General features: G+C 61.2%; 17 protein-coding genes and 1 pseudogene. 10 read left to right on the top strand and 8 right to left on the bottom strand.

Features of this window, described 5'->3' with window-relative positions; all coding sequences use genetic code 11:
• Positions 1-9: 9 nt before the first annotated feature.
• From ACS5RD_RS01385 to ACS5RD_RS01370, 4 genes are all read right to left on the bottom strand, one after another.
• Complete coding sequence (locus tag ACS5RD_RS01385) at positions 10-8,334, bottom strand: GH36-type glycosyl hydrolase domain-containing protein (protein ID WP_489929673.1); 8,325 nt, start codon at positions 8,332-8,334, stop codon at positions 10-12.
• A complete protein-coding gene (locus ACS5RD_RS01380; protein WP_489929672.1) occupies positions 8,331-8,498 on the bottom strand; it encodes a hypothetical protein in 168 nt (55 codons plus the stop codon). Before ACS5RD_RS01380 ends, ACS5RD_RS01385 begins: the two co-directional genes overlap by 4 nt.
• Positions 8,499-8,804: 306 nt before the next feature.
• A complete protein-coding gene (locus tag ACS5RD_RS01375; protein ID WP_489929671.1) occupies positions 8,805-9,218 on the bottom strand; it encodes a hypothetical protein in 414 nt (137 codons plus the stop codon).
• 310 nt (positions 9,219-9,528) lie between these two features.
• Positions 9,529-10,281 carry a Crp/Fnr family transcriptional regulator gene (locus ACS5RD_RS01370; RefSeq protein ID WP_489929670.1) on the bottom strand — a complete coding sequence of 251 codons (753 nt, stop codon included), beginning with the start codon at positions 10,279-10,281 and terminating at the stop codon, positions 9,529-9,531.
• A gap of 177 nt (positions 10,282-10,458) precedes the next feature.
• Between ACS5RD_RS01370 and ACS5RD_RS01365 the strand changes: the two are divergent.
• The 3 genes and pseudogenes from ACS5RD_RS01365 (at position 10,459) to ACS5RD_RS01355 (ending at position 12,574) form a co-directional block, all read left to right on the top strand.
• Positions 10,459-10,715: pseudogene (locus tag ACS5RD_RS01365) on the top strand (hypothetical protein).
• A 153-nt stretch (positions 10,716-10,868) separates the two neighbouring features.
• Positions 10,869-11,840: an aldo/keto reductase gene (locus ACS5RD_RS01360; protein WP_489929669.1), complete on the top strand. Its 972-nt coding sequence runs from the start codon at positions 10,869-10,871 to the stop codon at positions 11,838-11,840.
• Positions 11,841-11,866: 26 nt separating this feature from the next.
• Entirely contained in the window at positions 11,867-12,574 is a 708-nt protein-coding gene (locus ACS5RD_RS01355) for a creatininase family protein (RefSeq protein WP_489929668.1), read from the top strand.
• Between the two features lies 1 nt (position 12,575).
• Here ACS5RD_RS01355 and ACS5RD_RS01350 read toward each other — a convergent pair whose 3' ends face one another.
• The gene (locus tag ACS5RD_RS01350; protein ID WP_489929667.1) at positions 12,576-13,622 is read right to left on the bottom strand and encodes a LacI family DNA-binding transcriptional regulator; all 1,047 of its coding nucleotides are present in this window, start codon (positions 13,620-13,622) and stop codon (positions 12,576-12,578) included.
• A gap of 173 nt (positions 13,623-13,795) precedes the next feature.
• On the opposite strand from ACS5RD_RS01350, the gene ACS5RD_RS01345 reads away from it, so the two are divergent.
• The 4 genes from ACS5RD_RS01345 (at position 13,796) to ACS5RD_RS01330 (ending at position 17,866) form a co-directional block, all read left to right on the top strand.
• Entirely contained in the window at positions 13,796-14,824 is a 1,029-nt protein-coding gene (locus ACS5RD_RS01345; RefSeq protein ID WP_489929666.1) for a sterol desaturase family protein, read from the top strand.
• 109 nt (positions 14,825-14,933) lie between these two features.
• Positions 14,934-15,914: a substrate-binding domain-containing protein gene (locus ACS5RD_RS01340; protein ID WP_489929665.1), complete on the top strand. Its 981-nt coding sequence runs from the start codon at positions 14,934-14,936 to the stop codon at positions 15,912-15,914.
• 123 nt (positions 15,915-16,037) lie between these two features.
• Positions 16,038-17,054, top strand: coding sequence for an ABC transporter permease (locus ACS5RD_RS01335; protein WP_489929664.1), 1,017 nt, complete (start codon positions 16,038-16,040; stop codon positions 17,052-17,054).
• Positions 17,051-17,866 (top strand): ATP-binding cassette domain-containing protein, encoded by an 816-nt coding sequence (locus tag ACS5RD_RS01330; protein ID WP_489929663.1) that lies wholly within the window; start codon positions 17,051-17,053, stop codon positions 17,864-17,866. Before ACS5RD_RS01335 ends, ACS5RD_RS01330 begins: the two co-directional genes overlap by 4 nt.
• A gap of 169 nt (positions 17,867-18,035) precedes the next feature.
• Here the strand turns inward: ACS5RD_RS01330 and ACS5RD_RS01325 are convergent, their stop codons facing one another.
• Positions 18,036-19,919 carry a calcium-binding protein gene (locus ACS5RD_RS01325; RefSeq protein ID WP_489929662.1) on the bottom strand — a complete coding sequence of 628 codons (1,884 nt, stop codon included), beginning with the start codon at positions 19,917-19,919 and terminating at the stop codon, positions 18,036-18,038.
• Between the two features lie 165 nt (positions 19,920-20,084).
• Here ACS5RD_RS01325 and ACS5RD_RS01320 point away from each other — a divergent pair, with 165 nt between their 5' ends.
• Positions 20,085-20,798, top strand: a complete 714-nt coding sequence (locus tag ACS5RD_RS01320) for a Crp/Fnr family transcriptional regulator (protein WP_489929661.1) — start codon at positions 20,085-20,087, stop codon at positions 20,796-20,798.
• Positions 20,788-22,641, top strand: a complete 1,854-nt coding sequence (locus tag ACS5RD_RS01315; protein WP_489929660.1) for a CHASE2 domain-containing protein — start codon at positions 20,788-20,790, stop codon at positions 22,639-22,641. The genes ACS5RD_RS01320 and ACS5RD_RS01315 overlap by 11 nt, the downstream gene beginning before the upstream one ends.
• Here the strand turns inward: ACS5RD_RS01315 and ACS5RD_RS01310 are convergent.
• Positions 22,638-23,246 (bottom strand): FecR domain-containing protein, encoded by a 609-nt coding sequence (locus tag ACS5RD_RS01310; RefSeq protein WP_489929659.1) that lies wholly within the window; start codon positions 23,244-23,246, stop codon positions 22,638-22,640. The two genes, ACS5RD_RS01315 and ACS5RD_RS01310, sit on opposite strands and share 4 nt — an antisense overlap.
• A gap of 277 nt (positions 23,247-23,523) precedes the next feature.
• Between ACS5RD_RS01310 and ACS5RD_RS01305 the strand changes: the two genes are divergently transcribed.
• Positions 23,524-23,736, top strand: coding sequence for a hypothetical protein (locus ACS5RD_RS01305; protein ID WP_489929658.1), 213 nt, complete (start codon positions 23,524-23,526; stop codon positions 23,734-23,736).
• A gap of 31 nt (positions 23,737-23,767) precedes the next feature.
• Here the strand turns inward: ACS5RD_RS01305 and ACS5RD_RS01300 are convergent, their stop codons facing one another.
• On the bottom strand, positions 23,768-24,949 hold the full coding sequence (locus ACS5RD_RS01300; protein ID WP_489929657.1) for a mandelate racemase/muconate lactonizing enzyme family protein: 1,182 nt from the start codon (positions 24,947-24,949) through the stop codon (positions 23,768-23,770).
• Positions 24,950-25,024: the final 75 nt, after the last annotated feature.

Below are 25,024 nucleotides of genomic sequence, written 5' to 3'. Positions count from 1 at the left end.
GCAACTGCGTTACCCAATCTCAAGAATCAACTCCCCTTGAAGCCGATCCAGCGACACCGTCAGAACCCCCGCCTCGCAAGCAATGTCCTCGCCATTCAGCCTTGCGGCTTTCAAGCCGGTGCCAAGACCAAGTGGGTTCAGGATTTTCACCACGCAGGGCGCGGGACCGAGGTTCAATCGAAGCTCCACCTGCGGCCATCCCTTTGGAAAACACGGGGCGAAACACAGAGTGTCACCTTGGCGGGTGATGCCCAGCAGCCCTTCAATCCCGGCGCGGTACATCCATGCGGCAGAGCCGGTATACCATGTCCAACCGCCGCGCCCGGCGTTCGGCGCGACAGAATAGACATCGGCGGCAATCACGTAGGGCTCCACCTTGTAGCGCGCGGCTTCGGCGGGCGTCAGGGCGTGGTTGATCGGGTTCAGTAGCGAAAACAAAGCGCCTGCCGCGTCGCCATTGCCAAGACGGGTCTGTGCCAGCACCGCCCACATTGCGGCGTGGCTATATTGGCCGCCATTCTCGCGCAGGCCGGGTGGATAGCCCTTGATGTAGCCGGGATCTGGCATCGAGTGATCAAACGGCGGGGTGAACAGAAGGGCTACGTCGGGTTTGATCAGGCGATCCGTCATTGACTGCATTGCCGTAGCCGCGCGATCAGGCTCCGCAGCCCCCGACAGCACCGCCCAAGATTGCGCGATGGAGTCGATCTGGCATTCCGCCGAACTGGACGACCCAAGCAGGCTGCCATCGTCGAAGCGGCCCCGGCGATACCAAGCGCCATCCCAGCCGTCGCGCTCAATCGCCAACCGCACACTTTCCGCATGGGCCTGCCAACGGGCGGCGCGGGCGGGGTCGCGCGTTTCGGCGAACGGGCGCATGGCGCGGATCGTGGCGATCAGCAGCCAGCCGAGCCAGACGGAGGTGCCTTGCCCGGCTTCGCCGACGCGGTTCATGCCGTCGTTCCAGTCGCCCGTACCGATCAGCGGCATGCCGTCCGCTCCGGTCAGTACAAGCGCCTGATCCAAGCCCCGGGCGCAATGCTCGAACAGCGTGGCGGTGGTGTCGGAAATGCCGGGTTGGAAGAAATTGTCATGCTCGCCGGGGCGCAGATCGGCACCTTCGAGGAAGGGGAGGACTTCATCCAACACGGTGGCATCGCCTGAAACGCTGATGTATTGCGCCACCGCATAGCTGAGCCACACGCGATCATCGGAAATCCGCGTGCGCACGCCTTGGCCGGAGTGAGGCAGCCACCAGTGCTGCACATCGCCTTCGGGGAACTGCCGTGCGGCAGCGCGAAGCAGGTGCGCCCGCGTCATCTCGGGCCGCAGGGCGGTCAGCGCCATGCCATCTTGCAACTGGTCGCGGAAGCCATACGCGCCGCTGGCTTGATAGAACCCGGCGCGGGCCCAGATGCGGCAGGCCAAGGACTGATACATCAGCCAGCCGTTCAGCATGATATCCAGCGCGCGATCTGGGCTGCGCACTTGGACGGTGCCGAGCAAGTCACCCCACCACGTCTTTACCTCATCCAGCACCGCCGTCAAATCGCGGGCGCGGGTGGCAAGGATCAGCGCGCGAGCTTCTTCGGGGCTGGTGGTTTGGCCCAGCAGGAAGGTCACATCCATGCTTTGCCCCGGCGCGAGTGTGATTTCACGTTGCAAAGTCGCGCAGGGATCGAACTTTGGCCCAGCATTGCCGGAGAGGTCGCTGAGTCGCGCAGGGGCGGCCATCGAGCCCGCACGCCCCAGAATTTCCGCCCGATCCGCGCTGCGGCTGGTGGTTTCAGCCCCCAGATCGGCGAATGCGACGCGACCTGGAAAGGCCATGCCGCGCGGATTGCGGACTAGAATTGCGCCTGTCTCCGCGTCGATTTCGGTGATCAGCGCCGTGGCCGTAGCACCGCGAGAGGTGCCAAGCACCCATTCGGCGTAGGCCGTCACTGAAAGCCGACGCGCGCGATCCGAGGCATTGCGCAGCGTCAGGCGGGTGATTTTGACCGGAGCATCCATCGGCACGAACTGCACCATATCGGCGTCGATGCCGTTGGCCGTGTGCTGAAAGCGGGAATAGCCAAAGCCGTGGCGGGCGATGTAGCTGCCCTTGCTGCGGATGGGCAGAGCGGTGGGGGTCCAGATTTGCCCGGTTTCAAGGTCTTGTAGATAGATCGCCTCACCCGCCGGATCGCTGACCGGGTCATTTGACCACGGGGTGATCTGGTTCTCGCGACTGTTTTCGGCCCAAGTGAAACCACTGCCCTCGGCGGATACCTGAAAGCCGAAGCTGGGGTTGGCAATAACATTGATCCATGGCGCGGGGGTGCTTTGGCCATCTTGCAGCACGGTGACATATTCGCGGCCATCCAGATCAAAACCACCGGTTCCGTTGAAGAACTCAAGCTGCGGCGGAGTGATCGACGCGCTGGGCAAGGCAGGCAGCGCAAGTTTTTGCGGCGCAGGGGCTGGGGTGACGGGTAGCAGATCAAGCTGCGCGCCGATGCTGCCCCGGCTGGCGATCAGCACTATGGCGGCTGCGGCCATCAGACGCGCGCGCGTCTCGTGTGGGGTCATATCGGCGCGCAAAGTATAGATCCTGCCGCCTGTTCCCGTTGTGCTGGGGCGGGCTTGGGACGAGCGCACGGCGGCTTCAATCGCGATTTGCAGGTCTTGCACATAGGACGAGGCGCGGTCGTTCAGGATCACCAGATCGACCGCCAACTGCCGCATCTGCCAGTATTCTGCCGCTGCGAGCACCCCTTGCAGCCGCCCGATATCCTCGGCATCGCTGATCAGGAACAACACGATTGGCAGGTCGCCCGACACGCCCAAAGCCCAGAGATCGGATTGTGGCCCGGCCCCGGCGCGGATTTGCGCCGCATTGGCCCGCAGCCGCCCATCGCCGCGCACCAACATACCGGCCAGCCTTTGGAAATCGGTGGTGGTGGTCGCGCTGACACCCAGATGGCGCAGTTGCACCTGCGTTTGTGTCCAAGCGAGTGTCACTGCGCGACCAAAGGCGGAGGGGTCGCGGTGGCGTTCGACTAGATCCAACAAAGCCTCGGGCGTGTCGGCCACCATGGTCCAGAACGTTACGCGCACGCGGCCGCCACCGGGGATCAGCACCCGACGGCGCAGCGAAAATATTGGGTCCAGCACAGTGCCGATGGTGCCGGAAAGCGGGGATTCGGCGGCGGCGGGATTGCTTAGCATCTGGCCACGCCCGATGAACTGCGCCCGGTCTGTTTCGTATTGCAGTGGTGCTGTCTCGGCACCTTCCACCACGGCGACATGCGCGGCCCAGACCTCGGGGTCAGACGGGCTGCGTTTGCGCCGCGTGGCGATCAGCACGCCCAGTTCGGGCAGATAATCGGTGACAACGAACAGCTTTGAGAACGCCGGATGCGACAGATCGGCAGAGGGGGCCGCCAGCACGAGTTCGGCGTAAGAGGTTACGTCAATCTCACGCGGATGACGCCCGGTGTTGGTGAGCGTCACGCGGCGAGCTTCGGCGTCATCCTCGGCAGAGACCACCACCTCGGTATGGGTCAGCAGATGGCGGGCGGTGTGGGTGAAGGCCGCATGATGTTCACAAAACACCGCGCGGTGTAGGCCGGAATCCCGCCCGATGGGCAGCACGCCCGCCGACCATTGCCCGCCCGAGCGCACATCGCGCAGATAGATGAAGCCGCCATGCTGTGCCTGCGTTGCATCGGCGCGCCAGCGGGTGATCGCCAGATCGCGCCAGCGGCTAAAGCCCGCGCCGGTTGGGGTCAGCATCACGCCATAGCTGCCGTTGGACAGCAGATGAGCGGTTGGCGCAACGGTGATCGGGTTGTCAAAATGGCGCACAACGGGGGTGGACAGGGTTTCGACCGCCGCCACCAAGACTTCTTTGGCGCGGGGCGGGGCGATGGGCACATCGCGCGGCACCCGTTCTTGCAACAACATCTCGACCGCCTGAATGATCGGCTCGGCGTGGAAACGGTCGCGCAACAGCCCATGATGCAGCACATTGGCGATGGCGGTGATGGTCATGCCCTGATGATGCGCCATAAAGCTGCGCACCACGACATTGGTGGCACCTTCGGGCAGTCGGGACGCGGTGAAATCCACCGCTTCATAAAAGCCAAAGCGCCCTTCTGCGCCCAGATCAGCCAAAGCCGCATAGTTCTGCAGCGCCGCTTGGGCATCGACCATTGTGGCAAGCCCAGTGGCATAGGGGGCCAGCACGCGGTTTTCGCTGAGGCCGCGTTTCAGCCCCAACCCCGGCACGCCGAAGTTGGAATATTGATACGTCATCTCCAGATCGCGGGCATTGTAAGCAGATTCCGAGATGCCCCATGGAATACCTAGACTTGCAGCATAGGCCTGTTGTTGCTCGACGATCCGGCGGTTTGTCTCATCCAGCACCGATCCCGCAGGCGCGCGCATCACCAGCGAGGGCATCAGATATTCAAACATGCTGCCCGACCAAGAAATCAGCGCCGATCCCGCGCCGATCGGGGTGGCTCCGCGACCAAGCCGAAACCAATGCCGGGTTTCCACATCGCCCTTGGCAATCGCAAACAGGCTGGCAAGTCGTGCCTCTGACGCCAGAAGGTCATAGCAGTTGGCGTCTAACGTGTTGGTCGAGACGGAAAAGCCAATCGACAGCAGCTGCTTTTCCGGCTGCATCAGAAAGCCAAACTCCATATCCATTGCCAGTTGCCGCACCAGATCGCCCACGGCGCGCAGGCGTTCGGGTGAAGCGGGATCAGCCAGTTGGCTGGCGTGGCTGGCGGCAACCGCACGGGTCCAGAACGCCAGTTCTGAGTCTGCTCCGGCATGGGCCTCGGCCAATGCGGCGGCCTGAGGTGCAAGTGCGGGTTGGTTTGCCACGCGCTCAAGCAGGGCAGACAATTGCGGCTCTGGGTTGGCCGAAAGCGCCTCAAGCGCCAAAGTCAGCGCCTCCTGCAGCCCGCGCAGGTCGGGTGCTGAGGGGCGTGTTTGCCATTCTTGGCAGGCCTGCGCGACGGCAATCAGATGGCCCGCAAGGTTACCGCTATCGACGCTGGAGACATAGGCCGGGTCCAGCACGCGCAGGTCTGAGGTGTCGTACCAGTTGTAAAGATGGCCGCGAAACCGTGGCAGGCGCTGCATTGTGCTCAGGGTTTGCTCCAGCCGCGTCACGGCCTCAGCCTGACCGATCCAGCCCATGTCTTTCGCCACCGTCACCGACAGCAAATACAGGCCGATATTGGTGGGCGAGGTGCGAGTGGCCACCACCGGGCGTGGGATTTCCTGAAAGTTGTCGGGGGGCAGGAAATGGTTGGCCTCGGTCACAAAGGCCTCAAAGTAGCGCCAAGTGCGGCGGGCGATCAGGCGCAATGCGGTGCTCTCAGCAGTGGTCAGCGGTGGCATGGCGCGACCCATGCGGGGCAGGCTGATCAGGCGTGCGACGGCAGGGGCGGCCAGCCAAATGGTGGCAAAGGTCAGGGCCAATGGCCAGATAGGGCCATTCAAAGCCACGGCCAAGCCGCAGATGAGCAGCCCCAGCGCCACGCCGCGCGCTTTAAGCAAATAGAACCGGGCATAGCTGGGAAGACAGCCGCCGCTGGATTGCGCCGCCGTCAGCCATTCCAACAAATGCGTGCCGCTGCGCAACCGAACAGCGGTGCGAACAATTGCGTCCAGCATCAGCGCCGCCGTATCCGCCAAAAGAACCACCGTCAGGCAAATCTGTGCAAACGCGATCTTTACATCCGCCAACAGGGCCTGAAAGTGACTGCGCGCGGTGATCCCCGCACGTCCCGGCAGAATGGCCAGCGGCAGCGCGATCAGCCTTGGCAGGGCCAGCAACACCAGCACCGCCGCCGTCCAAGCTAAGGCCTGCGGCAGCGGCAACAGCCAGCCAACAAACAACGAAAGCAGTGTCATCGGGGCCAGTAGAGAGCGGCGTAGGTTGTCGAGCATCTTCCAGCGGTTGACCGCCGAAATTCCGCCCGTGGTTTTCCGGCTGCCACTGATCCACGGCAACAACTGCCAATCGCCGCGCACCCAGCGGTGCTGGCGGCGGGCGTCGACGTCTTGGCGGGCGGGGAAATCCTCGACCACCTGAATATCCGAGGCAAGGCCCGCGCGCGCAAAGCTGCCCTCGAACAAATCATGACTTAACAAGGTGTTGTCCGGCACCCGGCCTTCGATGGCTGCCATGAAAGCATCAACGTCATATATGCCTTTGCCGGTAAACGATCCTTCAGAGAACAAATCCTGATACACATCCGAGCTTGCCGCCGCGTAGGGCTCAATCCCACCGGGGCTGGAGGAGATCCGTTGATAGAGCGAGCCGTCCATCCCCAGCGGCAAGGCTGGGGTCACCTGCGGCTGCAAAATGCCGTAGCCCGTAATCACGCGCTGAGTGGCAGGGTCGATGACCGGACGGTTCAGCGGATGCGCCATTTTGCCGATCAACCGCCGCACGGTGTCGCGCAAAATCCGTGTGTCGGCATCCAGCGTGATGACAAATTTCACGCCTTGCGGCACCACAGCACCGGGCAAAAAGCAGGTATCCATCGCGCCGCGCAGCAGGTGGTTCAACTCGATTAACTTGCCGCGTTTGCGCTCCCATCCCATCCAAACGCCTTCGGACGGGTTCCATTGCCGCTTGCGATGCAGAAACAGAAACCTGTCGCCATCGCCGGAGGGATAGGTGGCATTCAACTTAGCAATCGCTGCGCGCGCTGTGGTGATCAAAGCGGTGTCAAGTGGCGTGGTGCCCTCGGCTGCATCCGGGCCATCGGATAACAGCGCGTAATGCAGCGCCCCACCGACGCTGGAGAGGTGATGTACCTCAAGTTGTTCGATCTGCTGCATCAGGTCTTGCACATTGGCCAGCAAGACAGGCACCGCAACAAGCGTGCGCAAATTTGCGGGGATGCCGTCTTCCAGCGACAGGCCCGGCAGCGGCTTGGGTCCGACCAGCCGGGTGATCAGCAGATTGACCAGCGCGGCTCCAGCCTCAACCGCCAGGCAGACGCCACTGAGAATAAGCGCTGCACTGTGCAATCCTGTGAGCCACAAGGCCGCGGTCAGAAACAGCACCGAAGCCAAAGCAATCGCGCCCAAATACCCCGGCAACCCCATCCGCCGCCACTGTCGCCCCAGTGTCATGCGCAGGGGCGGCGCATAGCCGAGATTGCGACACAGGGCATCGCGACCCGCGCCAAGCAGCGCAAAACCCGGATCACGCGCGGCAGGCGTGTCGCCCGTTTGCGCCATGGTCAAAGCAGCTTCCGTCACCGCAGCCTCGCCATGGCCTGAATGGCGGGCGAGCATTTCAATGGCGGTGCGGTAGCTGTTGCGGGTGGCAAAATCCATCTCGCCGTAGCCCGAAGTTGCGCGCAAGCGCGCCTCAATCAAGCTGGCCGCTTCAAAAAAATCGGCCCAATCCATTTCGGAAAGCCGCCGCATCGAGGCGACGATATTGCGCATGGTCACATTCGACGCGCCTTGCCGCGCTTGCGCATTCGCCACCACCGACTCAACCGACAGCCCCAAATGCCGCAAACGGTCATCGAGCCAACCCGCCAGCGGCGTTTCCGCCGGATCGGTGCCGCGCAGGCGTTTGGCCACCTGTGCCGCCATGATCTCGCGCAGATCAACACCATCCAACCCGGCCAGAACCGCATGGGCAGAAACACCGGAAGCGCTGGAGGCCAAGACCTGATCGACCAAATCGTCGGCAGCTTGGCGCAAGCCGTTTGCTTCGGTGATCTGCTCTGCCAAGCGCCGCATATTCTCGATCAGCACGATGCGCAGGGTGATCGCCACCGCCCATAGCTCGCCAATCGTCAGCGGCTGAACTGTTTGATAGGCTTGGACAAAACGCAAAAGGGCCGTCTCAGACAACAGGCTATCGGTATGCGCAACATAGGCCCAAGCCAATCCCAGCACGCGCGGATACCCGGCCAGGGGGCCATCCGCCAGTTTCGGCAAATGCCGATAATAGCCGGGCGGCAGATCGTCTTCGATCTGGCGCAGCTGTTGCTCGACGATATGAAAATTGTCCAACAACCACTCGGCGGCGGGGGTGATGGCCTGGCCTGCATCCAGCGACTGCGCCCCTGCCCGATAGGCGGCGAGCAAAGCCTTGGCATTATCTTTCACCCGCGTCAGCAGACTGGACACCGCAAGAGGGTGGTCTTGGCTGATGGGTTGAGCCGCTGCCAAGCTTACCGCATGGTGCTCTAACCGCTCGATCCCAAAAAGATCAGAGCGGATCGGTGCTTTGTCACTCCACAGCTTGTCGACGGGCGTGCTCTGCAGCCAACCGCGCAGGCGCAAGCGCCCCGTCACCTTGTGTTCGCCGCGCTAACTTCTGCGGGTTGCGGCTCGGGCAGGTCACTTGGCTGCGTGAGGGGCTTGGCTTGGCTTGGCCCAAGCCGCGCATTTTGCGGCAAATCGGACCGCACCCGACGGGCCATCGCCGCCCATTTGACTTCGATCTGGTCCCAATTCATCGGCTTTCCTTTCAAGATTCGCAAAGATAAAAATACAACTCGGACGAGAGGCAATCGTTCCCATCGTGCGATGTTTTGTTTGGGCCCAAGTTTAGCAGGGCCGCTATTTTCACGGGGTGCTTAGACCTGCATTTTATATGTGCCGAGCATGGGCATCGGGCGAGTTAAGCGTGTGGCGCGCCCATCGGTGGCAGGCAGCAACTGCCAAGTCGGTTGCCAAGCCACTGATACAGCCCATCATATTCTTGTCCAACTCACAACCCGCAATTGCAAAATGCCGGATCATCAGATCATCTGACTGCAATATCAGCCCAAAGCACCAAGCAAATTGCTCATTTCGGCTGCAAGTTCCAATGTGACAACCGCGGTGTAAGGGTTTCTCGCTGTCGCAGCTGTGATGCAGGTTTGGGCATCTTGGCCTTCGTGCCCAAAATGTCTGGTGGCCTTGGTTGCGCAAAATAACAGGTCATTGCCCAAACTGTCGGTCGAGAGATTTGCAACGCATTGCAAGCTTTGGGCAAATTTGACCATATCGTCCCGCACAGAGATCATCTCTGCGACGACATCATATTCCGTGACATCGTTATTGGTGCCGCCAGCATCGACATGCGGGGCGAGAAAAACAGCGTTTTCGTTTGCCATTGTCTGGCTCCTCATCATGAAAAACGCAAAGTGGGGGTGGGCCAAACGGTAGCAGCGGATCAACCGTGCTGCGATCAATTTGGCCTCTGGAACGATTCTTCGCACTAACTACGATCAGTCAGGGATCCGCATTTTCAAAAAACGAAGCTGATGGTGCCAAAGCAAAACCGCTGGGGGTAAGCGCCCCGATCTCGCGGTGAAAAATGTGCAAACGCAAACTTGGATCAGTGTTACGGCGCATTTGCAGTGGCAGATTTAGCCCTGAACCGTGACTATGTGCGGTTCAGTTTTGGTGAAAACTGCAGTGAAACGTTGGGGCTAAATCGGCCGATTCCTCGTTGGCTCTGGCGTTTCACGGCACCTCATAGGCGTTACTAAAGCACCAAGATCACCGCAGCAGCGGGCCTTCGTGATCCAGATAAGCGCGGTCAAAGCCGGATAACTCGACCAAAGACTCATAGTCGTGAAACAAAACCTTACCCTTTTGGAAGGTCAGCAGCCCTTCCTCGCGCAACTCGCGCAGCACGCGGTTGACATGCACCGCGCTGAGCCCCAGCGCATCTGCCAGCAGATATTGTGACAGCGGGCAGTTATAGCCCTTCCGATCCGCAAGCCCTACCAGTTTCAGGCGCGCGCCCAGTTCCAGCAGGAAATGCGCCATGCGTTCGCTTGCATTGCGTCGGCCCAAGCCCACCAAATGCTCCACCACCATCGCCTCATCGCGTGAGGCTGCCCAAAGCACGGCTGTGGCCAAACGCGGCGTTTGGGTGAAGGCCATCAGCAGATCGTGCTCTTTGACCTCTGAAGCGTGAACTCGGGTGATCGGTTCGACATTGTGATCCGCTGTGCGGAACAAAACCGACCGCAGCCCCAAGAAATCGCCCGGAATCTGGAAGTCAACAATCTGGCGCGTGCCGCCCGGTAGGAGCTTGTAAGAACAGGCCCAGCCTGAGGCTACGATATACGCGGACTGGTCTACTTGACCCTGATGGATCAGGTCGCGACCAACCGGGAAGCTGCGCCTGCGGCGATAAACATCTGACAAAACTGACAAATCATCCTGCGATAAATGAACGAATGCTGTCAGCTTGCGGGCAAAGGGGCTGTCCAAAATCGACAGTCCAGTACTTTGTTCCGCCATACCTTACCCCTTTGGGTTGCGACTGCGGGCCAGAGACCAGCCCGGCGCTATGTGCTGCATATCAGGGCCGTTGATACTGATGCAGATTAGCACGTTATTCAGTTTAACCGTAAAGATATCTGCGGGGTTGCGCAAAACGTGGTAGCCCCACAGACTCCCTACAGAAAGTTAAATTTGATGTCCGCTGTCCCCGACGTTGCTGGACTTGCCGCCCTTGCAATCTGCGAATCCCTGATGCTTGCACTGAACGCCTGATGCTTGCACTGAACGATCGCAAAGTTCTTCCTGAAACTGAAATTGTCGGCGTCCTCAAAGACGCTGCCGCTGCGCATGAGAATGTGCCTGCCGGCGATATCTCCGCCGCAACGCATGCGGCCGTGGCGGCGCTGATCAACAAAATCATCGACGGTGGAAACTCGGTGCGCCGCCACTAGGCTCAGGGTCAAGCGGTCAAAACCCAGATCATCGCAAAACCCCTGAACGCCCGCTTGGGGTTTCGATTGCCACTCAGGATGGAAAACGATCAGCGTCACGCTTCCCAACCCAACGTTGTGGCCTAACTTGGCCACGCGAAGGGGAGGGGTTTGATGCAATATCGATACTTTGGCCGCACCGGGTGGCAGGTCAGCGAGATCGCCTTTGGCGCATGGCAACTGGGCGGCGATTGGGGCGTGGTGGATGATGACACCTCAATCCGAACTTTGCACCACGCCTTTGATCGCGGGGTCAATTTCGTGGATACCGCCTATATCTATGGCAACGGCCATGCCGAGGAGGTGATCGGACGTGCCTTGCGCACCTGGTCTGGTCGTAAAATTTACGTCGCCACCAAGGCGCAGCCAGTGGAATGGCCCGCACCCGATGACGAGGCTCCGCAGATGCGCGGGCGCTATCCGGCGTGGTATCTGCGCCGTATGGTCGATGACGCCCTGCGTCGGTTGCAACTGGAGCGGATTGACCTGTTTCAACTGCACTCTTGGATGGGGTCGGGGCTTTATGAACTTGATTGGCTTGAGACCCTGAACGCCTTGCGCATCGAGGGAAAGATCGACCAGATCGGCGTCTCGATCCGCGACTATCGCCCTGCCGATGGGGTTGATCTGGCGCGGTTGGGGTTGGTTGCCAGCCAACAAGTTGTGCTGAACCTGTTCGAGCAACGCCCGGCGGGGGACTTGTTTCAGGCGGGCGCGGGCCATCAAGGCTTTATCGCACGGGTGCCGTTGGATTCAGGGTCGCTGGTCGGGCATTGGGATGAGGGCACCTATGCCAGCTTTGCTGCAGGCTCGGTTCCTGCGCAGTTGTTCCGGGGGGATCGGTTTGCCGAAACGCTGGCACGCGTGCGGGCTTTGAAGACGCTCTGCACGCCATATTATCCGACTTTGGCCGAGGCGGCGATGCGCTATGTGTTGTCTTGCCCCGAGCTGTCTTGCGTGATCCCGGGCATGTTGAACCCAGAGCAGGTGGATATGAATGTGATCTACAGTGACGGCGCGCCTTTCCCGGCCGAGTTGAAAGTCGCACTTGCCGCACACGTCTGGCCGCGCAATTTCTACCAGTAGCCACAGCTTCGACCCATAGGATGGTCATGACACGCCAATTAGAACTGCTGCGACCCGGCCAGATTGCCGCGGAAATCGCCCGTTGCCCACGGGTTTGGCTGCCGCTCGGAACGATTGAATACCACAGCCAGCATTTGCCCGTGGGTCTGGATGGCTTGCAGGCGCACGGCCTTTGTCTGGACGCGGCAGAGATCGCGGGCGGGCTGGTCTATCCGCCGCTGTGGTGGGGCACGGGCGGCGGTCATGGCGGTTATCCATGGACGGTGATGATGCCAGTACAGACCGAGATATTCGGCATCCTAGAGCAGACCCTGACTCGATTGCAGACCTTTGGTGTACGGCAAGCTGTGCTGTTCACCGGTCATTTCGCCGATGAGCAATTGGCGATGATTGCGCAGCTTGCCGCCGACTGGAACGCGCAGAAGGGGCCATTGCAAGCCTTGGCGTTGGGCGTCAACGGCAATGCAGATGCGCCGCTGCCGCCCGATCACGCGGGGCGGTTTGAAACCACACTGCTGGCGGCGTTTCATCCGAAGGCCGTGGACATCACAATGCTGTCCCCCCCGCAGCCTGATGAGGCAGGCGAAGATCCATTCGGCCCGCAGCGCCATGCACCCAGCCATAGCCTACATGGCATTTTCGGCGCTGATCCGCGCGACTATACACCCGAAGACGCAGCCAATTTGCGCCGCGCGATGGCCACATGGTTGGCCGCGTGTGCAGGCACAATCTAGGCTAGTCCGGTGCCTTGTCGGGCAGGTTTTCTGGCCCGTACAGCACGATTGGCACGGTCGAGGCATAGGGCGGCGCGATATGGGTGGCCTCGGCGAAAGCGAAGTGGTTCAGCAGCACGTCAATGGCGAATTGCGCCTGCAATTCCGGGCTTTGGTCGATAGTCAGGGTCATCAGCCCGTCGCGCAGGCTTTGATAGGTGAAAGCGGTCAACTCGTGCCCGATGAACACCGGCGGCCTAAGGGCAATCCCTGCGCGGATTGCGCCCACCACACCGCGATTGGCAGCCCCCACATTGTAGATCGCCACAGCTTCGGGATGGCGGCGTAAAGCGTCTTTCAGCCGGGCCTCGGACCGCACCATATCATCGCCGCCCTCAACAATCTTAACAATGGGAAACTCCGCCGCATGGGCGGCCAGATACGCCGTCAGCCCGCGCACGCGCTCGGCATGCGACTGAAATCCCAGATGGTTGCACAGCACTATCACAGGGCCGGGTGTGGTCATGCGTGACAGGAAATATCCTGCCGAACGCCCCGCCTTAGCGTGGTCAGTCCCGGCATAGGCCAGACGCGCTGACCCCGGCAGGTCTGAAATCATCGTCACCACGGGTTTGCCGCGCGCGGCCAGTTCAGCGATGGCCGCGTGGATCTGCGGGTGATCTTGGGCATAAACAATCGCCGCATCGCAGGGGCTGCGCAACAGCGCCCGCGCAATCGTCGCCGGGGCTTCGTTCTCAAGCGTAGTGCGATGGATTGCAACCGAATGATCCATGCGGTCTGACAGACGGCGAAACTCCACCCCCATGCGGCGGATCAGCGGCAGTTCGGGGCGGGCGAGAATGACGTTGATCCGCACCATGCGGTGATGGCTGACCGGCAGCATCCGCCTAAGCCCCAAGCTGCGCGCCGCCTGCAAAACCTGTTGGCGCACCTCATCCGAGACATTGCCACGCTCGTTGATCACACGGTCCACAGTGGCGCTGCCAACCCCGGCAAGCTGGGCGACATCGGCCAAAGTGATGCGAGGGGTTCGGTTATTTTCGGTCATAATTCCAAAAGTTTAGCGATTTAAGGTCAAAAGAGTGCAGCAAGCCTGATGGATTTCAATCAACTATCCACTGCGACAAGATGTCAAGCAGTTCTAGAACGGCGCAAGGCATTTGGCCAAGCGTCGGCTGCAAGACAGGCACCAAAGCACGGTTTGAGACGGTGGGGGGATGGATGGACGATCTGAAATTTGGCAAGCGCAACAAGCGCGGGGATTTTTCACCCGGCACGCCATTGCAGGTGGCCCCAATCATCGTCTGGCCACCAAAGCCACTGAAATTGCTCGCTTGGTTGCCGCATTACATCTTGCCATGGAACGCGCTGTTCATGGGCTTTGCCGCGGTGATCTGGTTCTATCTGACGCCCTCCAAGGAAACGCTGCAAACCCTGCACTGGACATGGATCGCGTTCATTCTGCTCCGCAACGCCGCCCTTGTGTTCCTGTTCTATGGCGCGCTGGAGCTGCGGCTTTATGTCCGTCGCGCACAGGGAAACCGCTTTAAATTCAACGCTCTGTTCCCGGCGGATAAGAAATCGGATGTGTTCCTGTTCAAAAGCCAGAATATCGACAACATCATCCGCAGTTTTGGCACAGGCGTGCCGATCTGGACTGCTTATGAAGTCGGGATGCTCTATGCTTGGGCGCATGGCTTTGGCCCCTGGACCACGTTCGAGGCACACCCCTGGGCCCTGATCGCGCTGCTTGCGATCATCCCGCTGTTTCACGAGGCGCATTTCTTCTGCATCCACCGGCTGATCCACACGCCGTTCCTGTATAAATGGGTGCATTCGGTCCACCACAACTCGGTCAACCCCTCGCCGTGGTCCAGCCTGTCGATGCATCCGGTCGAACACCTGCTGTATTGGTCGGATATTCTGATCCATCTGGTGCTGCCGTCGCACCCGCTGTTGATTCTCTATCATCTGCAAGTCACTGGTACGGGTGCTGTGGTCGGCCACATCGGCTTTGACAAGATCGAGGCGGGCGAGGCCGCAATGGATAGCCACGCATATGCCCACTATCTGCACCATAAGTATTTTGAGGTGAACTACTCTGACGGCATGGTGCCCTTCGACCAATGGTTCGGCACATGGCATGACGGCTCGGCTGATGGTGAAGCTCGGATGGAAGTGCGGTTCCAACGCACCCGCGCCAAAGCCAACGCGAAGGTGAACAACACCAATTCGACGACGGGCAGCTAAAGTCGATCACCGAAAGGCACTGCGGGAGGAGGAGAGATCCCCCAGCGCCCAGCGACCCATAACACCCAATATCCGCCCACAACGGCGGCAACTCGGAGGAGATGCGACCATGAAATTCCCGAAACTGAGCATGAAGACCGCTCTGATGGCGACGGTTCTGGCCTTTGGCGCGCAAGCTGCACTGGCCGAAGGCGTCAGCATTGCGGTGGTCGGTGGCAAGGCGGACGACCCGTTTTTTGCCAAGGTCAAAAAGGGCATTGATGATGCCACATTGGTGGTGGCGGCCCATGGTGGCACGGTCAATTATCTGATGCTGCAAAACTATGACAACATCGGCGGCGACGCGGCAAATCTGGTGCGCACCGCGATTTCGCAGGGCGCTTCGGTGATTGCGGTGCCAAACTGGGTGCCCGATGCGGAGGACGAGGCGATCAAGGCTGCCATGGATGCCGGAATCCCGGTGATGCTGTATAACTCGGGTGGCGCGGATAAAGCCAAAGAGTTGGGCGCGATCAACTACATCGGCAACGAAGAGTATCCGGCAGGTTTGGCAGCAGGGGCTTATTTCGGCAGCCATGGCTTCAAAAACGTGATCTGTGTCAACACCGTTCCGGGTGCGCAGAACCTTGAAGACCGCTGCAAGGGCGTGGCGGACGGCATCGCCAAGGAGGGTGGTGTTTCCACCCAACTGCCGCTGCCAGCCTCCAGCTTTGGCGATCCGACAGCGGTGGCCGAAGCGATCAAGGCGACCCTGATGAAAGACTCCACCATCAACGGCGTGGCCACCATTTCGGCAGCGGATGCCAATTCTGCGGCCACGGGGATCGAGCAGGCAGCCCTGACGGCAAAGGTGCAACTCGCGTCCTTCGATATGGACGGCGCGGGGCTGGACCGTATCAAGGCGGGCACGCAACTGTTTGCGGTCGATCAACAGCCGTGGCTGCAAGGCTTTCTCGCCGTGTCGATGGCGGATGCCTATGTCAGCTTTGGCACCGCGATTGCCACCGCTCCGGTGCTGACCGGGCCGGGCATTGTCGATAGCGCCAATGTTGACGCCACCATCGCTGGCGCTGCGGCTGGGTTCCGCTAAGCTTTCATCCGCCGTCCGGTCCCGCAAGATTGCGACGGGGCCGGACATTTCAAGACCCATGGTCTGAGACATACGCGACGCTGCGCGGCATGGTCTTGGATCTGCATCGACGGGAATCCGTATATGACCACCACCACCTCACTTTCCATCGGTGCCTTGCTGCGCCGCCCCGAGACAGGCTCTTTCCTGGGACTTGCTGCCGTGTTCGGCTTTTTCACCTTCTTTGGCGGCACCAACTTTGCCTCAATCGGTGGGGCTGCGTCTTGGCTGAATGTGGCTGCGGCGCTGGGTATTATTGCCATCCCCATCGGCCTGCTGATGATCGCCGGAGAGCTGGATATTTCCATCGGTTCCTTGGTGCCCGCAGGGTCGATGATGGTTGCGATCATTTCGGGGCATTTTCACATGCCGATCCTGCTAGGGATTGGGGCTGCCTTGGCACTCGGGGCATTTGTTGGCCTGATCAACGGCCTGCTGGTGGTGCGCACTGCCGTTCCCAGCTTTATCGTTACCCTTGGCACGCTGTTCGCGGTGGCTGGCCTCACGCTCGGTCTGTCGGTTTTGGTCACCGGCACCACTTCGGTCGCGCTGAAGGCCGGGCCCGAGGCGAAATGGCTGCTGGGCCGCTTCATCGGTGGCGTATTCCAAGTCACCATTTTGTGGTGGATCGCCGCCGCGCTGCTTTGGGGTTTCCTGTTGCACTTCACCCGCTTTGGCAACTGGATCTTCGCCATGGGCGGTGACAAGGTGTCCGCGCGTAATGCAGGTATTCCGACCGACTGGATGACAATCCTGCTGTTCATGTGCAGCGGGGCCAGCGCCACCTTTGTTGGCGTAAGCCAGGCCATCCTCTACAACTCGGCCCAAGTGTCTGCGGGGCAATCCTATATCTTCAACGCGATCATTTCGGTTGTGGTCGGCGGCGTGCTGCTGACCGGAGGCTATGGATCGGTGGTGGGGATCATCCTTGGCACTCTGACCTTTGCGGTGGTCAGTCAAGGCATCTATTACACCCCGTTTGATGCAAATTGGGCCAGCCTGATCATCGGTGTGCTTTTGCTGCTGGCGGTCCTGATGAACAACACTTTCCGCAAGATGGCGTTGTCCTATGCCCCGAAGAAAAAAGGAGCCAAGGCATGACCGCGCCGATCCTCAGCCTGAAAGGCGTCAACAAATCTTTCGGCCCCATCGACGTTCTCCACGACATCAGCCTTGATCTGCGCGCGGGCGAAGTGCTGTGCCTGCTGGGCGATAACGGTGCCGGGAAATCCACAGTGATCCGTCTGTTGTCGGGCGTACATCAACCCAGCAGCGGCAGCATCGAGATGGACGGCGCGCCGGTAAAGTTCAGCAGCCCGCGCGAGGCCGCAGATCATGGCATTGCTACGGTTCACCAATTCGGCGGCACTTTTCCGTTGATGTCGATCGGGCGCAGCTTTTTCGTCGGGGTCGAGCCCACCAAAGGCTGGGACCCGTTCAAAATCTATGACCGCAAAAGGGCCAACGCCATCGCGGTGGATGCCGTGCAGCGCCTTGGCATCACCCGCATCACCGATGGCGACCGTTTGGTGGGCGGGCTTTCTGGCGGCGAGCGGCAATCCTTGGCCATCGCCCGCGCCGTTCACTTTGGCGCGCGGGTGCTGATCCTGGATGAACCCACCGCAGCCTTGGGCGTCAAACAGGCCACCCATGTGCTGCGCATCGTCAATGAGGCCAAACGGCGTGGCTTGGCGGTGATCTTCATCACCCATCAAGTGATGCACGCCATGGCGGTTGGCGATCATTTTGCCGTGCTGATCCGGGGGGCGATTGCCGCCGATTTCCGCAAAGGCGACAAAACCCGCGAAGAAATCACCGACCTGATGGCGGGCGGGGCTTCAATGGCGACACTGGAGGCCGAGATTGAGGGTTATACGACCGCGCAGGGCGGTCAGCCAGCCAAACGCGCCTGAGCCAAGCATTTCCCAGGGTGTTGACTTCTCCCAACACCCCAAACCTGTTCGGGCCGGGGCATGCCTCGGCCCGAACGCTTTACGGATGTTTGGCCGCCGATAGCCCCTCAAACCCAAATCAAAAACGCCCCGGGCCAGGCCGGGGCGTTGCATTTGCAGTGCGCAAGGGTCAGAGCAGGAAGTCGCCCGCGCCCAAGTTCAGGTTCCCCGTCAGTTGCACGATCAGATCGGGGTTGCCGTCGCCATCCAGATTGACCGCGATCTGGGTGATCGCATCGGCTCCGACGCCGAACTTCTCGATATGGATGGTGCCTGCGGCATTGCCACCCAAAACCAAGGCAAAGGCCTGATCTCCGGCGGTGGTTGGATCGGCGTCAAGCCCGGTGAAGTCCAGCTTGTCGATGCCAATCTGGAAGTCGGTGATCAGATCAGCCCCGCCCAACTGGTTCAGCGAGTCGGTGGCAGCGCGGAACACAAACACATCCGCGCCACTGCCCCCGGTCAGCACATCCGCCCCGGCATCACCGATCAGCACATCGTTGCCGGTGCCACCGCTTAGCAGATCGGCACCCGCACCCCCCTCAACCCGATCATTGTCTAAGCTGCCATCGATGGAGTCGTTGCCATCACCGCCCGTTAGGGTGTCATTGCCCAGAAAGCCCGTCATCACGTCGTTGCCGCTATCTCCAGCCATCACGTCATTGCCCGTGCCGCCGTTCATCACATCATTGCCGCTATCGCCATGCATCTGATCGTCGCCCGAGTCGCCGTTCAGCCGATCATCGCTGGAACCGCCACTCATCACATCATTGCCCGAGTCTCCGTCCAACGTGTCGCTGCTGCTGCCGCCGAAGATCAGGTCATTGCCTGCGCCGCCAAACAGTTGGTCCGCATCAAAGCCGCCTTCGATGCTATCCGCGCCGTCACCGCCCAAAATGGTGTCATTGCCAAAGCCGCCGAGGATGGTATCGCTGCCGCCCATGCCGTCCAACCGGTTTGCCACCGAACTGCCGCTGATCGTGTCCACATTGCTGGTGCCGATCACATTTTCAAAGCCCGCGAAGCTGGTGCTGCCGAAGGTTCCGGTCACAAGGTTGATCTGATTGTTGCCGCCGATCACCTGAAACAGCGTAGACATATTGGTGAAATCCAACGTGTCGGTGCCGGTGTCGCCAAACAACGTGTCGCCCGAGCTGGCCAGCACGGTATCGTTGCCAATGCCGCCGCGCACCAGATCATTGCCCGCGCCGCCATCCAGCCGATCATCGCCCTCCCCACCGTCAAGGCTGTCATTGTCCAAGCCGCCCGTCAGCACATCATTGCCGCTGCCGCCAGTGATGCTGTCGTTACCTGTATCGCCTGCCATCGTATCGGCATCGGTGCCCCCATCCATCCGGTCATTGCCGCTGCCGCCGCTCATCGCGTCACGACCCGAGCCGCCAAACATCTGGTCATTGCCAGCCCCCCCGGACACCGTGTCATTGTCGGACCCCGCGTCGATCAGGTCATTGTCGTTGCCGCCATCAAGGCTGTCACGCCCGCTGCCGCCAAAGATACTGTCATTGCCAGAGCCGCCAAAGATGCTGTCATTGCCGCTCAAGCCTTGCAACTGATTGGCTAGGCTGTTGCCCACCAAACGGTCGGCAAAGCCCGAGCCATTCACATTCTCGATGCTGATCAAATGGTCGCCCTGCGCAAAACCACCGCTTTGCACCGTACGATTCAGATCGACATTCACCGCAGCGGTCGAGCTGCTGTAGGTGGCGGTATCGGTATCCGCGCCACCGTTTAGAGTGTCATTGCCAAGCCCGCCGAACAGCGTGTCATTGCCATCATCGCCGTTCAGATTGTCATTGCCGGAAACCCCCAGCACAGCCTCGTCGTGTAGCACGTCATTGCCTTCGCCGCCCGACAGGGTGTCGTCGCCAACGTAGGAAAACAGCGTGTCATTGCCGGTCAGACCGGAAATCACATCGTTCAAGACGCCCAAAGTGCCATCGGTGACTTCCGAGTCATTGCCAAGGGTGCCGGATTTGCCAAAAAGGGATGCCATTTTAATCTCCATCAAAACTGTGCCACGCGGCGTGATTGCCGTCGTAAGGTTTGAATGCCATGCGGCGGCGCGGGCGGCTGTTCCCTGCGGAACAGGGGTCTTGTGTGCAAACCCTTGCGTGAAATTACAGGGCAGGCGAAGTTTGCCAAAAGCTTCGGAGCCCGGATGAGCCTTGCACCGCCCTCACGCGAAAAACCAAGCTTCTGGCGGTCTTTCCCGCTGTTTCAGGATCTGCCCGATGCGGTGCTTGCGTACATTGATGCCGCCGCCACCCCGCAGCGCTGGGCAGCGGGCGAGGCGATCTTTCAGCGTGGCGATGCGGGCGAATGGTTGCTGGCGCTGAAATCGGGCCGCGTGCGGCTGTCGCTGATCACCCAAGCTGGCCGCGAACTGACCCTGCGCCATGCCGAAGCGGGCGATACTTTGGGCGAATTGGCGCTGTTCGATCAAGACCCCCGCTCGGCAGATGCCACCGCGGTGCTGAACACCACAGGCTATGTCCTCGCCCGTCGAAGTTACGAGGCGCTCGCCAGCAAGCACCCCGCCCTGACCATGGGCGTGGCACGCTACCTCAGCCGCCGCCTGCGCGAGACGACTGAACAGTTGGAATCCATCGCGCTCTACCCGCTCGAAGCCCGTGCCGCGCGGTTCCTGCTGTTCACCTTGCGGCAGTTGAACGGTCTCGATCTGCCCAGCCGCGCCACCCTGCGGCTAGAGATCAGCCAGACCGAACTCGCCACCGTGCTGGGCGCCAGCCGCCCCAAGGTCAACCGCGCGCTTTTGGCGCTGGCTGAAGCGGGCGCATTGATCAAAGGGCCAGACGGTTGGGATTGCGACATTCCCGCGCTGCAAGCCTTGGCCGAACCCGATGCAGATTGAACGGGCTGCCCTGCGCGCAGGTTTTGTGGCGCTGCTGGTGGCGGGTGCTGTGGCTTTGGCGATGCCCGACCGCTTGCGTGATCTGCGCGAGGCGACGCTTGATGTGGGCCTAGCCGCGACTGCGGCAGCACCATCGGGTCAAGTGCAAGTGATTGAGATCACGGCACAAGATTTAGCCCAACTTGGCCGCTGGCCGTGGCCACGGACCAGATTGGCGCGGGTGATCGACCAGATCGCTGCCCAAAATCCCAATGTTCTGGGCCTCGATCTGGTGCTCTCCGGCCGCGATCCCGCCGGACCACTGGCCTTGTCCGATGTGCCCGGGGGCAAGGCCCTGACCGATGGCGATGACGCTCTGCAAATCGCTTTGTCCCGCGTACCAACGGTTCTCGCCGCCGCTTTGTCCAATCAATCTGCCCCCGTGCCACCGTTGGCCCCGCTGCTGTCGTCCGGCCCGCCGGTGCCAACGCAGCCATGGTTTGCCAATGGCTTAGAAGCCTCAACCCTGACCGCAGCGGGCCTAGGCGTCAGCGCCCTGCGCGGGGAGGCACAGGGCAGGGTCCGTCGCGTGCCCCTGCTGGTGCTGGCAGATCAATCCCCCGCCCCCGGTTTTGCTGCCGAAATTGTGCGACTGTCCGAAGCGGCCAGCGCGCTGCGCATCGGGCAAGGTAACTTGAGCCTCGGTGCGATTGTCCTGCCTCTCGGCACCCAAGCTGACCTGCGCATCCGCCCGACAGACCCCACCCAATGGCACAACCGGACCATCAGCTTGGCGCAAGCTCTGTCACAAGACCACGATTTTTCCGCAAAAATCGTCTTGCTGGGCCTCAGCGCGCCGCAGGCGGCCTCCTTGCGCCCCACGGCTGTAACACCGCTTGCGCCTTCGGTGCAGATCCAAGCCGATGCGATCGAAACCATGCTTTCTGGCGACCTTCTGCTGCGCCCGGCTTGGGCCGCATGGGCCGAGATCGTTGCCGCTGCGACAATGACCCTTCTGGCGCTTTTGGTGGCTACAACTGGTTCCGCCACGAAGGCGATGGGCGTGGCACTCGCGCTCCCCTTGCTCTGGGCCATCGCCGCCACCGCACTTTGGCTGCGCGCGGGCCTTGCACTCGACCCGATCAACCCTGCTCTGCTGCCGCTCGCCACGGGCCTCACCGCCACCGCCGCCGCGATGCTGGCCGCCCGCCGCCATGCCCAAGTCCTGCGGCGGCGGTTTGAGCGGCATCTCTCGCCCGCCGTGGTGGCGCGGATCGCCGCCCAACCCGGCCTCAGCCGTCTGCCCGGCGAGGCGCGCGAGATCACCGCTTTGTTCACCGACATCGCGGGTTTCTCGCCCTATGCCGACGCGCTGTCGCCCACCGATCTGATCGCCATCCTCGACCGCTATTTCGCCGGGCTGACCCTGATCGTCCACGCCCATGGCGGCATGGTGGACAAGTTTGTCGGCGATGCCGCACATGTGCTGTTCAACGCCCCCTTCGATCTGCCAGACCACTGCGCCCGCGCGGTGAAAGCGGGGCAAGCGCTACAAGCCTACGGCGTTGCATTCGCCGCTGATCCGCAGAACCAAGGCCTCGGCATCACCCGCGTCGGGATGGAATGTGGCGTGCTGGTGGTCGGTGATGTCGGCGCAGGAGAAAAGCTGGATTACACCGCCCACGGTCGCGCGATGAACATCGCCGCACGGTTGGAGCAAGCGGGCAAAGGCCTTGGTGTCACGCTTTTGGCAGGGCCAGCTTTATACGCGGCACTTCCTGCGCTGCAATGGCACAGCATTGGCGAGGTCGAGTTGCGCGGCTTCGGCAAGGTGGCGGCCTATACGCTCCCGCCCACCAGCTAAGCCCCCACCAAAGCCATCGCCGCCGCAATCCGCGCCTGTTTCCAAGCTGCTGGCTGTGACGGAGTTTCCCCAGGTGCCGCAATATCGCTGCCAAAGCCCGGCAGAATCGCCACCTCCACCCCGCCGCTAGACAGCCGCACTTCACCGCGCTCGACAAACACCCCGAACCTATCCTTGCTGGGTCCGGCAAAAAACCGTGTCCCGCGCACTGCGATCAGGCCAAACGCTGTGTTGAGTTGAACTGGCGTTTTCGGCGCGCCCTCGGCGCGGTCAAACAGCATGGCCCCCGTGCCCAGCACCAACTCGCCCCCCGCCTCGGCGGTGAATTGGTCAATGGTCAGCGTGGTCTGTGGCCCCATCAGAATACGCGTGGTACCCGCCAGCAGCATCGTCAGCCGAGACTCCGCCCCGGTGCCAACCTCATCGCCCAGAAACACCGCCGCCTGCGCCACCAGATCCCGGGCAGGTGACCCCGCGGCCCAAGCTTTACCCTCGGTGGTTTCCACCACGCCGACATCACTGGCCGCCCAGATCGGCAGCGGCAGCATCACAGCAGATGTCGTCAGCATCACCTGCCGACGGCTAAGCTCAGTACGGGGGGCCATCGCAATACCTCATGTCAATAATACCGCCCAGCCTAGCCGATTTTTGGCGCTCAAGCCAGCGCCTCGGCCCGCGCCGTAGGTTCCACGCCGTCACACCATTAATGAAAAACCGTGCGACCTTGGCGTCGATCTGATCGAGCCTAAGGGCGCGGCGCGGCAGGGACGAGGTCATATTAACCCCCACCTGATCGAGATACCAAAACCCGCGCAAATACCCCGGAAGCGCGCGCAGGATGCCGGGGCGGATCGGTTGACGCGGGCCAATCAGAAGGTGAACATGGATTCGGATTTGCAAAAGCTGCTGCGATGCAGGCTGCCCCGCCTGCGCCAAGCCCGCGGCTATCCCCCGGTCTGCGCTTTAGCCGCCAGTTTTTTTGAAGAAATCAAACCGCCCGGACGCCACATCACCATGCCAGCTTTCGCCAGCATGAACGATCAAGCTGGGTACATCAGGCGTGGTGAAGGTTGGTGGGCATCAGACACTCGATAAGGGCCCCTCCAGCCTAGCCCGCCCGCAGGGCTCAAACCAGAGGCATCCGCCGCATCTGCCCCGGTACAGCGGGGTCGCGGTATTTGTTCGGCACGCCGTTTTCCACCAACAACCTCGCGCAATAGGCGACGCGATCCGCATCCAGTGTCACACCAAGGCCGGGGCCTTTTGGCAAAGCAATATGGTTGTTCTTCGGGCTGAACGGCCCTTCCGCGATCACATCATGCGGCTGCTGGCGCAGCAGAGATTGATTCGGCTCACGGATATGCGGATGGGCGGCGCAGGCCTGCAGATAGGCGGCGGTTTCCAGACCCGAGCCCCCCGAATAGCACCAGAAATCAATCCCCGCGCCTTGGCACGCCGAGACAAACCGCAGCATCGCCGAAAAGCCGCCAAACCCCGCCACATCCGACACAATCGCATCCGGCACGCCATAGGCCACCGCCTTGCCGATATCGGTATTATGCCCCGAAAACGGAATTGTGGTGCGAGTGCGCAGCCGTTTCATCGCTGTCCAGTCCGGCGTCGGGTCCTCCCAGTTGCGGATATTCAATTCCTCAAACGGCGGTGCAAGATGCAGACACGACGGCAGCGAGAACGCCTGATTGCTGTCGATCCGCAGCATCGCATCCTGGCCCAAAGCCGCGCGGAGGGCCTGCATCAACCGGATATTGGCGTTGAGATCGGGGTCGGAGACTTTGCCTTCAAACCACGTCGTGCCGTGGGCTTCGCGCAGGGAAAGGCAATAGTCGACAACATCCTGAATACTGGCCTCGCCGCCCTTACCTCCCTGCGGCAAGCGGTAAGAAAAAAAATCGGTGAATGGAATGTCCTCGCGCTGAATGCCGCCCAGCAGATTCGCCACCGGCTGACCCCACAGCTTGCCGCGCAGATCCCACAGCGCAATCTCAATCCCGCCCCAAGCCGCCCGCGTCGCGTAGTCCGTCACCGAATGATTGGCGGGCATCGACGGCAAAACCCGCCGCTCTAGCCCCGCCATGTCCAGCGGATCATGGCCCACCAGTGCTTCCGCCATCCGCGCGATGATCGTGGCAGAGCCATGACTGGGCGCTTCGGCAATACCGATCAGACCGTCGCTGGTTTCCACCTCCACAATCGTCTTGGTAAACCCATCCAGCGCGCCATAAGACCAAAGGTAAGGTGCTTCCAATGGGATCAGGACAGGCGTGGCACGAATGGCTTTGATCTGCATGGCGGCTCCTTGGTTGCGGTCAGCGTGGCTAGGATCGCAGGGCATGTCCGGTGCGTTTGCGACAAGAAAAGTCGC

The organism is Cypionkella sp. PAMC25878, assembly GCF_058135695.1.
This window is presented reverse-complemented; position numbering and strand designations above follow the sequence as displayed.